11 protein-coding genes and 1 pseudogene are annotated in these 11,711 nt (G+C 57.0%); 4 read left to right on the forward strand and 8 right to left on the reverse strand.

Features of this window, described 5'->3' with window-relative positions; translation table 11 throughout:
- Positions 1-13: 13 nt before the first annotated feature.
- Complete coding sequence (locus tag LKR43_RS12240; protein ID WP_227684343.1) at positions 14-1,063, reverse strand: NAD(P)-dependent alcohol dehydrogenase; 1,050 nt, start codon at positions 1,061-1,063, stop codon at positions 14-16.
- 112 nt (positions 1,064-1,175) lie between these two features.
- A complete protein-coding gene (locus tag LKR43_RS12245) occupies positions 1,176-1,376 on the reverse strand; it encodes a hypothetical protein (protein ID WP_227684344.1) in 201 nt (66 codons plus the stop codon).
- A 111-nt stretch (positions 1,377-1,487) separates the two neighbouring features.
- Between LKR43_RS12245 and bfr the strand changes: the two genes are divergently transcribed.
- Complete coding sequence (gene bfr, locus LKR43_RS12250; protein WP_227684345.1) at positions 1,488-1,964, forward strand: bacterioferritin; 477 nt, start codon at positions 1,488-1,490, stop codon at positions 1,962-1,964.
- A 72-nt stretch (positions 1,965-2,036) separates the two neighbouring features.
- Here bfr and LKR43_RS12255 read toward each other — a convergent pair whose 3' ends face one another.
- Positions 2,037-2,468, reverse strand: a complete 432-nt coding sequence (locus LKR43_RS12255) for a DoxX family protein (RefSeq protein WP_227684346.1) — start codon at positions 2,466-2,468, stop codon at positions 2,037-2,039.
- A gap of 17 nt (positions 2,469-2,485) precedes the next feature.
- Here LKR43_RS12255 and LKR43_RS16330 point away from each other — a divergent pair.
- Both LKR43_RS16330 and LKR43_RS12260 read left to right on the forward strand, forming a co-directional pair.
- Positions 2,486-2,611, forward strand: a pseudogene (locus LKR43_RS16330) (LysR family transcriptional regulator); the annotation flags it as partial.
- A 36-nt stretch (positions 2,612-2,647) separates the two neighbouring features.
- Positions 2,648-3,328 (forward strand): substrate binding domain-containing protein, encoded by a 681-nt coding sequence (locus tag LKR43_RS12260; RefSeq protein ID WP_370632111.1) that lies wholly within the window; start codon positions 2,648-2,650, stop codon positions 3,326-3,328.
- Here the strand turns inward: LKR43_RS12260 and LKR43_RS12265 are convergent.
- The gene (locus LKR43_RS12265) at positions 3,292-5,229 is read right to left on the reverse strand and encodes an alkaline phosphatase D family protein (RefSeq protein ID WP_227684347.1); all 1,938 of its coding nucleotides are present in this window, start codon (positions 5,227-5,229) and stop codon (positions 3,292-3,294) included. The two genes, LKR43_RS12260 and LKR43_RS12265, sit on opposite strands and share 37 nt — an antisense overlap.
- 294 nt (positions 5,230-5,523) lie before the next feature.
- Between LKR43_RS12265 and LKR43_RS12270 the strand changes: the two genes are divergently transcribed.
- Positions 5,524-5,928, forward strand: coding sequence for a hypothetical protein (locus LKR43_RS12270; RefSeq protein ID WP_227684348.1), 405 nt, complete (start codon positions 5,524-5,526; stop codon positions 5,926-5,928).
- A 109-nt stretch (positions 5,929-6,037) separates the two neighbouring features.
- Here LKR43_RS12270 and LKR43_RS12275 read toward each other — a convergent pair whose 3' ends face one another.
- The 4 genes from LKR43_RS12275 to LKR43_RS12290 form a co-directional block, all read right to left on the reverse strand.
- Positions 6,038-7,336: a type II toxin-antitoxin system HipA family toxin gene (locus LKR43_RS12275; protein ID WP_227684349.1), complete on the reverse strand. Its 1,299-nt coding sequence runs from the start codon at positions 7,334-7,336 to the stop codon at positions 6,038-6,040.
- Positions 7,336-7,590 (reverse strand): helix-turn-helix transcriptional regulator, encoded by a 255-nt coding sequence (locus LKR43_RS12280; RefSeq protein WP_227684350.1) that lies wholly within the window; start codon positions 7,588-7,590, stop codon positions 7,336-7,338. The genes LKR43_RS12275 and LKR43_RS12280 overlap by 1 nt, the downstream gene beginning before the upstream one ends.
- A 202-nt stretch (positions 7,591-7,792) precedes the next feature.
- Positions 7,793-10,282: a heavy metal translocating P-type ATPase gene (locus tag LKR43_RS12285; protein ID WP_227684363.1), complete on the reverse strand. Its 2,490-nt coding sequence runs from the start codon at positions 10,280-10,282 to the stop codon at positions 7,793-7,795.
- Between the two features lie 121 nt (positions 10,283-10,403).
- On the reverse strand, positions 10,404-11,360 hold the full coding sequence (locus tag LKR43_RS12290) for an arsenic resistance protein (protein WP_227684351.1): 957 nt from the start codon (positions 11,358-11,360) through the stop codon (positions 10,404-10,406).
- Positions 11,361-11,711 lie beyond the last annotated feature (351 nt).

Below are 11,711 nucleotides of genomic sequence, written 5' to 3' on the forward strand. Positions count from 1 at the left end.
CCTGGCGTCCCGGTCAGGACGCCAGCGTCGCGCTGTCGATCACGAAGCGATACTTCACGTCGCCCTTGAGCATGCGCTCGTAGGCAGCCTCGATTTCATCGGCGCGTATCATCTCAATGTCGGCCACTATGCCGTGCTCGGCGCAGAAATCCAGCATCTCCTGGGTTTCGGGAATACTGCCTATCAACGACCCGGCCAGGCTGCGCCGTTTCATGATCAGGTTAAATACCTGCGGCGAAGGATGCGGCGATGCCGGCGCACCCACCAGCGTCATGGTGCCGTCACGCTTGAGCAGCACGAAGTAGTCATCCAGCTCGTGCGGGGCCGCCACAGTATTCAAAATAAAGTCCAGGCTCTTGCGATGTGCGTTCATCTCGTCGGCATTGCGCGAAACGACAACTTCGTCGGCGCCCAATGCCAATGCTTCCTGACGCTTGGATTCAGAGGTGGTAAAGGCCACTACATGCGCGCCCATCGCATGCGCGAGCTTGATACCCATGTGACCCAGGCCACCGATACCGACAACACCGACCTTCTGGCCAGGCCCCACCTTCCAGTGACGCAGCGGCGAGTAAGTGGTGATGCCTGCACACAGCAGCGGAGCCACGGCGGCCAGCTGCTCTTCGGGATGACGCACACGCAACACGTAACGTTCGTGCACGACAATCTGCTGGGAGTAGCCACCCAGGGTATGTCCGGGTGCATCCGGCGTTGCACTGTTATAGGTGGCGACCATGCCGTCGCAATAGTTTTCCAGCCCCTCTTCACATTCCTCACAATGCTGGCAGCTGTCGACAATGCAACCCACACCCACCAGGTCGCCTTCCTGAAAGCCCGATACATGCGCCCCCACAGCCGACACGCGACCCACGATCTCGTGTCCGGGCACGCAAGGGTACAGCGTGCCGGCCCACTCGGAGCGCACCTGGTGCAGGTCGGAGTGGCACACGCCGCAATAGGCAATGTCTATTTGAACATCGTGTGCACCGGGTGCGCGCCGCGTGATGTCCATGGACTCCAGGGGACGGTCGCCCGCATGGGCTCCGTAGGCTTTGATCGTCATGGTGCAAGCTCCTGTCGCATTGAAAACGGGTTTCCGCGGAAACAATCAGACCATTCTACCGTCTGTGCCCCACTACCCTTACCGTGTCGCAACAAAAGCTGTCAGCACAGTCTTAATTCAAGGCCGCCTTGGCCGCGTCTACCGAGCTCAGTCCTTCGTAGAACATATCGGTAAACCATTCCGCCTCATCTTCAATATGCTGCTGCGCTTCTTCGCGCGACGCGCCGGCCGCCACGAACAGCTCTTCAATTTCAGTACACCATTGAATCAGGGCGACTTCGTCCGGATCCAGTTTCTCGCGCTTTCGGGCCATGATTTCGCTCCTGTTCAGATAAGCTGAATCATACTGCGCCAATGGGCGCTTTCGTACGATCACAGACTATACTTAACTGTCATAACCCGTCACTGAGTCCGGAATCCATCCATGCAAGGTCATCCTCAAGTCATCGAAACCCTGAAAGAATTGCTGCGCGGCGAACTGGCCGCGCGTGACCAGTACTTCGTGCATTCACGCCAGTATGAAGACCTGGGCTTGCTGCGCCTGTATGAACGCATGAGCCACGAGATGGAAGAAGAAACCCAGCACGCCGATGTCATCCTGCGCCGCATCCTGTTCCTGGGCGGCGACCCCGACATGCGCCCCCACGAATTCACACCCGGCGATACCGTTCAGGAAATGCTGCGCAAGGATCTGGCAACCGAATACCAGGTGCGCGAGAACCTGCAGGCCGCCATGGCCTTATGCGAGTCGCTGCAAGACTTCAATTCGCGCGATCTGCTTCAGGCCCAGCTGACCGATACCGAAGAAGACCATACCTACTGGCTGGAAAAGCAATTGCGCCTGATCGAACAGGTGGGCTTGGAAAACTACAAGCAGGCGCAGATGGGGGCCGGGGACTGAGCGCCCCTCGGCACCGGCGTTGTGCACAACACTCTCAGTGACGCAGGCAAACAGTCCCTTCAATAGGCCAGCTTATCGGCCGCGACGTGCGTCCAGGCTGAAGGCGCCGGCGCCATGGGCCGCCAGAATAAGCAAACCACCAGCAATGGCAATGTTCTTGTAGAAAAGCAGCTGCTGCATCATGACCTGTTCTGCCGGCACTGACCAATACGTATGGAAGGTGAAGCTGGCTACAGCGGTGAAGGCTGCCAGGACCAGCGCAACAATGCGTGTGCGATAACCCACCAGCAAGGTCAGACCGCCGCCAACCTCAACAATAATGGCAACAATGGCTGCCAGTGTCGGAGCAGGCAAACCAACTGAACCTATGTAGCCAACCGTGCCAGCAAAGCCCGTGATTTTGCTCAGGCCGGCGGGCAGAAACAGTAGAACAATGTCCAAACGGCCAAGCAAGTTAAGGAAATTTGCGGAAGGTGTTGCAACGCTTACAGTGTTCGAAGTCATGATAAGTCGACGCCGGCAGCTTTATTGGTGCGGCAGACTCGCTGGACTTATCCAGAGCGGCTGTTTCCCGCGTCCTGAGCGATCTCGAGCAGCGCCTGGGCACTCGGCTGCTCAACCGCACTACACGGCGGCTCTCGCTTACCGAGGAAGGCAAAGTCTTCTACATACGATGCAAGGCATTGCTGTCGGATGTCGAAGAAGCCGAAGCTGAAATCACCGCACGGACAGGCCACGCCCACGGCCTGCTCAAGGTCAACGTCCCGGTCACCTTCGGGTTGCTGCATCTTGCCCCGCTATGGGGCGCATTCATGGCGCAAAACCCCGCCGTAACGCTCGATATCACCCTTTCTGACCGGCTTGTCGATGTGGTTGAAGAAGGCTACGACGTTGTGGTGCGTATCGGTCGATTGCGCAGTTCATCTTTGATCAGCCGGCAGCTATCGACCACCCGCATGGTGCTGTGTGCCTCGCCGCGCTACCTGGATCAGCACGGTCGGCCATCACATCCGGACGAACTCACCAGCCATGCGATACTGGCGTACAGCCTGCTCTCTACCGGAGAGCAGTGGACTTTCCAGGGGCCAGATGGGCCGACGAGTGTCGCGATAACACCGCGGATGCGCAGCAACAGCGGCGACACTTGCCGCGAAGCGGCGCTTCAACATCAAGGCATTATCCTGCAACCCTCATTCCTGATCGGCGACGACCTGCGCAACGGCATCCTTGAAGAGCTTATGCCTGACTATCGGTCATTCGAAATGGGCATTCACGCGCTGTACCCAAGCCGGCAGCATGTAACGCCTAAAGTCCGGGTACTGATTGATTACTTGTACGAAGCATTGCACGATCGCGCGTGGTGACGTACAGAAGCAGGCGCAAGGAAGTGCGTAGACGGACGCCCATCGGCGTTGTGCTGCACGACATGCGCTGGCCGGCCTTGCGCATCCAGCCACAATTGGCCGATACCCGCCGCGTTCCATAAGCGTTCACCGTGTTGGCGCTGATCCGGCAGGCGTGGACGAATCGCCAGGTCCCGGCGCTGGGTGAACCAGTTCAGCGGCGAATTTGGCGCGTAAAGCCAGCGGTTAAGACGATCCAGCCAATCAAGCAAGCGTCGCGGAAACTCGTTCTTGATGCCGCTGCTTGTGATCTGCCAAATGTGCGGCGTGCGATCCCCGTCGCGAACCTGTACATCGTAGACAAAGGAATAATGCACATCACCCGATAAGACAACGTAATTGCCAGGCGTGCGCGTATGACGAAAGATATTGAGCATGACACTGGCCGCGCCACGATGCGCCATCCAGTTTTCGGCATCAACGGTCAATGCCAGGCCGGCGAAGGTGCATATTCGTTGCACCACCTCGATCAGCTTGACACCAAACATGGGGGTCGGCGAAACAATCACCACTGCCGTTTCATCAAGCAGTTCATGCTGCAGCTCGGTTAGCGACTCCCAATCCATCAGCCCCGACGGCCGGCTGCGCATACGCCGGCTGCGCCATCGACGCGTGCGCGTATCCAGCACAACAACCGTTGGCTGCGTACGCAACACATAACCCCACTTGCCGAATGAGAGCAAGCGGCCGATCAGCGCATCCTGCGCAACCGCATCAAGCCGTCCTTGGGCATCAGGCTTTGCCGTCAGTGCGCCAGTCTCATCGAGCACATCGCTGAAGACATCCGGGCGGTTGCCCCATCCCTGGCACAGCATGTACGCAATCAGGGCATTGCCTACAATGCGGCGTGAAAACGGGTGTTCATAGGCGGTCGTTTCCCACTTTGCCGACAGATTCCAGTCGTCGGTGATGTCATGATCGTCGAAGATCATCAGCGTCTGCACGTGCGCCAGCAAACGTGCAGCCTGCGGCAAATCGCCACAAAACCCCTGCAGCGCTTTTTGCTCACGCTCCCAACGGCGCATGTGCTCGGCATCCAGTGCTGGCATTTCGGGCTCCGGCACAAGCCGCCATGGCACGGGCGACCAAACGAGCAGATACATGGCCATCACCTCGGCCAGCGTCACAAGGTGATTGTGCGCGTTCGCCGTGGTGAAGATCGGCTTTTCCACACCGCCAAAGAAGCGCTCGCGCAACGCCTCGTTGGACTTGGAGGCGGGCAATAAATCTTCGCGACGGTAATAACTGGCGGGGTGCGCATACAGTGCCTCGCTATCCGGAACAATGGCGCCCTCCAGGCATTCGCCATACAGACCAAGGCGATCGATCAGCGCATGGATCGCGGCAAGCATGGGCCCGGCCACATCGTCGGCATAGACCTGATCACCGCACAGCATAAGCATGGCCGGGCGCGCGTCGGCCTGTTCAATGCTGTCGGCCAACAGGCGGTCGGCACGCGCCAGCCCATCCGGCGACGGGTGGTGCGGCTTGCGGCATGAGCCAAAAAGTATATTGTCGCTGCGGCTGCGCAGCACCAGGCTGGGCATGGCTTCGCCTTCATGCAGCAGGTGGGGTGCCCATTGCGCAATGTTCACTTCACCACCTTCGACCAGTCTCGCCGTCAGGTCGTAGTGAATCACCGTGTCTCGCGGCAGCGGCTCAAGCAACGTGACGTCGATAAGATGCAAAAAAGCCTGACGGCCAATAGGCACGATACGGCAGCTGGCGGCATCAAGCGTCAGCCGCCGGGTTGCCGCCCCCTCGGGCGTGAGCGACAGAACCAGCTCGAGCGGCACGCTGCCCACCAGCCACAGCACAAGACGCTCGGACTCCAGGCGACGCAGTATAGGGCCGGCAAGCACAGGGGGAAGGATGTTGGAGGCTGGACAGTGAAGCAATCGAGGCAAACAATTGGAGGAGAAGAGCTGACTAGTTTAACCGCTGCCCTAGGGAAACTACGCCCCCATAAATTGTAAGCAAGCCTTTTCAATCATGACTATATCTGTAGAATGGGTTTATCCCCTTTTTAAATGGAACAGTTAACAGCACACGGTCTTTACGCAATGGTCATTTTCCTCACTTGGTGAATTGATAGATCATTTTTAGATCTAGGTCAGTTCCACTAAAGGGTGTTTTATCATTCGAGGAGAACAAATATGTCCGTTGACATCATGCAAAACGTGAGCCAATATCGTCCTACCAAAACCGTCTGGTTCTGGTCTTGCGCAGGCGTTGCAGCGCTTACCATGGTGGTCGGATTCACCGCCGGCGGGTGGGTTACCAGCAGCACAGCTGCCGAACAAGCCGAAACCATGAAGCAGAACGCAGTAGCCACACTGGCCGCCAATATCTGCGCCAACCGTTTCCTGGCCGCCCCCAACGCCCAGACTCAACTGGCTCAGCTCAAGGAAACCGATTCCTGGAAGCAAGACACTTTTATTGAAGAAGGCGGCTGGACCAGCTTTGCAAGCATGGAACAACCCATAGAAGGCGCCGCTGATCTGTGTGCGGACAAGCTGTTGGCCAGCGATACCGCAGCCGCCGTGGATGGCAACGTATAAGCCGGCACCATCATCCCTTATGCGGTACCAGCCCCCAAGTGTGTTTGCACTTGGGGCATCAAGCCTAAGCCGCCGGGTTGCCGTCCCCACCGGGGCAGCATCTCGAATACTACAGCGCAAGGTGAGCCAGATTGCTCCTGATGCCATTAACGATTTTGTCCACTATATGCGCGGGGAATCCTTCCGGAATTTTCTCTTGCACAAGGGTGATTGCGCCTTCCACGGTACCGGGTAACTCTTCCAGGATGGCCGTTGTAGGCTCTACGCCGATATATCGTTCGCCCACAGCAAGCCAATGCCTCCGGTAAGTTTCGCGCATACGGTAATGAACATTTTTAGTGCGCAAAGCCATCGCCATTTTGACGTTTCGCAGGTGCACCTGTTCGGCGCTGCTTCCTACCCAAGGCCAGGCGGACAGTACATCGTAGAGCGGGGCGAGCTTGAAAGTACCACCCGGAGCAATCGCTAAGCTGAAATTCTTGGCGTGACCGTCGGTAGCCGCAAGTAGCCAAAAGTACAGCAGCGCCTTGAAGAACGTCTGTCGGTCATCTCTCGCGTTAGCAGAGCCGCGAAGAAGGCCCATTATGTCCGACACACCCGGTCCGCCATCCGACTCATACTTGAGATGTGATGGCAATCCTTGCGCCTGCAGCACGTCCTCGTGGGGGATGCGAACAATCCAACCATCGGGATGAATAGCACGGTCAAATCGTTCAACGATGAGTACCCGCTGGTTCTCGAACTGAGCCATCTCCGTTTTCGCAACAGACAGCCCCATGGCCTTCAATAGCTCCATCGAAAGCCATTCATTCTCTACGGAGTGCTGCAGGTCATAGCGCGTGTTCCCGGCTAAGCCGAGCGGTAGCTTGAAAATGTGAGTAGTTGGCGTTGCACCGTGAGGTACGTGCCAAGAGCCTTTATGCCAAAGAAGGGCGGTTTTCTCTTGTGCGCCGGCTAATGAGAAGCGAAAGTCGTCACTGGAGTCATCTCCTGTCGACATTATCGCGCCTCTTAGGTGCTCTGCAACTTCCGCTTCAGTTAAGGCTCTGCCGCAAATGGATTTCACATCCGGAGGTGGAGAACCCTCTGGAAGTAGCTGTACGGCGCCCGCAGCATCACGGCCAATGCTCTGCAGCAAGGTAAAAGCATCCAGGGATGGGGCTTTGAACCGGGCGCCTATACGACGGCGTATCGCTTCATTGTCAGGTAGGAGGTTGTCAAAGTAATTGTCGACAGGAACGTCTCGCAGACCGTCGCCAGCTCCCGTCATCGGCAGCGAGAGTGACAGAGGTCTACCTTGCGGATGGTCTACCCAGGATGGGTCATATACCAGGCGGGAAACGGTTCTGCCTTTTTGGTGCCACTGCCCCACAAAGATACCATTCATCCAGATATCAAGAACACTCATTACCAGCCCTCGATAGAATCTTTGAAGGGTCGTCGAGGCTCGGCAACCAGCTGAGCATCCAGGACGGAAAGAACCTCATAAACTCTTGCGAAGGCAAGGCCGGAGGCATCCTTTTCCATGCGAGAAATGGCTTGCTGAGTGGTGTTCAGCTCACGAGCGAGCTTAGCCTGGCTCCATCCTTTTTCTTCTCTTAAAGAGCGGATAAGCGATGAAAGTTGTTCCACTTTCAATAAAAGTACCGATTTCATCGTCATGTCTCGCCGTAGGTAAGAATGAACACATCAAATAAGACGTAAATACACGATACATCAAATAAGACGTAAATGCAAAATACACTATATTTGATGTAAATTCAAATTACAACAAATAAGTTGTAACTATGACTAGATAAATTTGAGCGTGTCGCCCAGCTCCTGGGGTTCAATACCACAGCTCACGGTAGTTCGGAAATATTTATCAAGGCTGCTCTGAGAGGACACCAGCGCGGAAATGACGCAACCTCAAGGCGTTGCCGAGCACGAACACCGATGACAGTGCCATGGCGCCTGCGGCAAACACTGGCGAAAGCAGGATGCCGAGGCTTGGATAAAGAATGCCCGCCGCCACCGGGATCAGCGCCGTGTTGTAGGCAAAGGCCCAGAACAGGTTCTGCTTGATGTTGCGAATAGTGCTCTGCGACAGCGCGATGGCGTTTGGCACGCCTTTCAGGCTGCCAGACATGAGCACCACGTCTGCCGCTTCGATGGCAATATCGGTACCTGTACCGATGGCGATGCCAACATCGGCCGCAGCCAGCGCTGGGGCGTCGTTAATGCCATCGCCCACGAAGGCGAGTTTGCCGTGTTCCGCTTGAAGCGCCTTCACCGTTTCAACCTTGCCCTCGGGCAGCACTTCAGCTATCACCTCGTCGATACCCAGCTTGCGAGCAATCGCCTTGGCGGTGCGTTGGTTGTCGCCTGTGATCATCGCGACCTTGAGGCCAAGAGCATGCAGCGCTGCGATCGCTTCCGGCGTTTCGGTCTTGATGGGGTCGGCGACCGCGATAATGGCCGCAAGCTTGCCACCGATAGCCGCATAAAGTGGCGATTTACCTTCGTCGCCAAGGCGTGCGGCGGTATCGGCAAAGCCGGTCACGTCAAGTCCCAGCTTTTCCATGTAGCGGTCGGCGCCGATCTCGACCGTCACGCCATTGGCTTGCGCCCTGACGCCGAATCCGGTGATGGACTCGAAGTCAGTGATTGCGGGCAGCGTCAGGCTGTCTGCTTCGGCGGCCTCGACGATGGCACGGGCAATCGGGTGTTCGGATTTAGCTTCCACCGCCGCAACTTTGGCCAGCACGTCGTTTCGTTCAAAACTCCCGGCAATTTCCAGGTCGGTAAGCGCCGGCTTGCCCTCGGTCAGCGTACCGGTTTTATCAACCGCGACCACCTTGGCATCTTTCAGAAGCTGAAGGGCTTCACCCTTGCGAAAGAGCACACCCATTTCGGCCCCGCGCCCGGTGCCCACCATGATCGAGGTGGGTGTCGCCAGCCCCATGGCGCACGGGCAGGCAATAATCAGCACCGCCACGGCATTGACCAATGCAAAGGACAGTGCCGGTGAGGGTCCGAAAAAGAACCAGATGAGGAAGGTGATGAAAGCCGCCCCGATCACAGCGGGTACAAACCACAGGGTGACTTTATCCACCATGGTCTGAATGGGCAGCTTCGATCCTTGTGCTTCCTCGACCATGCGAATGATCTGCGACAATACCGTAGCGCCGCCTACCGCCGTGGCGGTGATAGCGAGCGCTCCTTTCTGATTAACCGTGCCACCGACAGCCGGGCTGCCAGGCTTTTTGGCCACAGGGATAGGTTCGCCGGTGATCATCGATTCATCGACGTAGCCTTCCCCCTCGAGCACATCGCCATCGACCGGTATACGCTCGCCGGGGCGCACCTCTACCACATCACCGGGTTGAACCTCGTCAATGGCAATATCGATAAACCGGCCATCACGCCTTACTCTTGCGGTTTTCGCCTGCAAACCCACCAGCCGTTTAATCGCTTGCGATGTGCGGCCCTTGGCTCGGGCCTCAAGAAAACGCCCCAACAGGATCAGCGTGATGATGACCGCTGCCGCCTCGTAGTAGACATTGGCCGTACCAGAGGGCAGGATGTCGGCAAAGAAAGTCGCAATCACCGAATAGCCCCACGCAGCCGAAGTTCCGAGCACGACCAGCGAGTTCATGTCGGGAGCGCCACGCACAAGTGCCGGGACGCCCTGCCTGAAAAAACGCAGACCCGGTCCGAAAAGAACCAGTGTGGCCAGCACAAACTGGATGTACCAACTCATTTGCAGGCCAATGGTGTTCTCTACCAATCGGTGAACGCCGGGGATGAAATGCGACCCCATCTCGATGAAGAACAACGGCAGTGTAAGCACAGTAGCAATGGTCAGGTCTCGTTTGAGCCCGGCCATTTCGACATTCTTTCTGGTTTCCGTCTCTTCCGCATCCACACCTGAGTTATCCAGCGGACGGGCGTTATACCCGGCACCCGCCACGGCTGCCACAAGGGCTTCCATGTCGGCACTGCCGCGAATGCTGGCCCGTTCGGTTGCCAGATTGACCGTTGCCTCGACGACACCCGGAACGGCCTTCAAGGCTTTCTCGACACGGCCAACGCAGGAAGCACAGGTCATCCCCTCGATGGCGAGTTCGGCTGCTTGTGCAGGCACTGAATAGCCCGCTTTCTCGATAGCCTTGATCAGATCACTGCGGTTAAGCGTTGCGTCAGAGCGGATAACAGCTTGCTCGGTGGTCAGATTGACCGCAACCTGTTCAACACCAGCAACCTTCTTAAGTTCAGCTTCCACGCGGCCAACGCACGACGCACAGCTCATGCCTTCAATTGGAAGACTTATGGCTGTTGCAGCCGACGAATTCTGTTTGACCGGGATGTCCATCATTTTTCTCCTGTATCCGCCTCTCATGAGGATATGGTGACACGATAAACCTTCCCATCATGGGAATGTCAAGACCTCGGGCAAACGCGTTTGGGCGCACCAGGACAATAGGCAATGCGAACTACCCCCTGAACAATCGCGGAATCACTCGCACATAAACAGGCAGGAAACATAGCTCAACAATAGTTTGAGCCAGAATGACAGCCGGAAGCACGGGGACACCACCCGGCACGGCAAAGGCCAGGGGCAGAATCACCAACGAGTTCCGATAGGATGCCGAAAACGCAACAGCCCTGGCTGAAACCGCATCCAGGCGCATAAGGCTTGCCGCAAATTTTCCCACCAGCGGCGCGATCAGCGCGAAAGCGATGTAGATGGGCGCCGCATGCAGGGCTACGCCCTGAGCCAGACCGATTTGCGGCATGACCGAAGCCAGCACGACAAACAGCACGAACGCCGTCGCCGGCACGGGCAGCAGATCAAACACAGCACCAGCTTTCGCCGCTGTTTCACTGCGACGCATCAACGCCTGCACGACCGCCGCCAGGACGAGCGGCACCACAATCAGCCAGATGAAGGCATGAAGAAACGGCCCGGCTTCCACGATGTGCGCTACTTCACCACCCAGGATAAAACCCAGGTGCAGCGGAAGAAGCAACATCTGCAGAAACAGCAGCACAGGCGTCATGGCCAGCAGCAGGCGGGCATTACCCCTGCCCAAATGCGTGAAGGTGATGACGTAATCGATGCACGGAGCGAGCAAGACAAACAGCACCCCCAGGCGCAACATGGGATCGGCCGGCAAAAGTTGAATCAAACTTGCGGAAACAAGGGGCATTACAACAAAGTTCGCCACAACCAGCGCACCGATAAAGCGAACGTTGCGCAGCGCCGCAGCGATTTCCACGAGTGGTACCTGCAAGAAGGTCGCGAAAAGCATGACCACCAAGGAGGGATTCATGATGCTTTCCAAAGCACTGGCTGCCGGCACGGCCAAGCCAAACGCGGCACCGCCGATAATCGCCATGAAGTAGATCATGACTTGGCGGGTTTCTAGCGCACTTCTTAATGTTTCCATGTTCTCTTCAGTTTACACAGCATGAATTTCCACTTTTTCGCCCGACTTGCACGAGCTCTTCAGCAGGGTGTCCCTGGAACATGGTGTCGCGAACCCCCTGCGCGGTCGCGCACGGCGTGGTTGAGGTATGGCCACTCGAGGAGCACTCATGAACCAGCCACGCAAGGGCCGGACTTGGCGTGTGAGCCCTTATGTATCGTGAACCATCGGCTCTTCATCATTAAAGGGGGACAGCGACATTCATTAAACTTGTTTTTGCGAAGAACGAGCTTAATGGAAGGAATGCCGATGTCCCCAGTAGATTTTATCTTAGGAATCCGAGATGTAATGATTGAGCGCGTGGAGCGTGGC

It is taken from the genome of Pusillimonas sp. MFBS29 (assembly GCF_020687695.1).
GTDB lineage: Bacteria > Pseudomonadota > Gammaproteobacteria > Burkholderiales > Burkholderiaceae_B > Pusillimonas_C.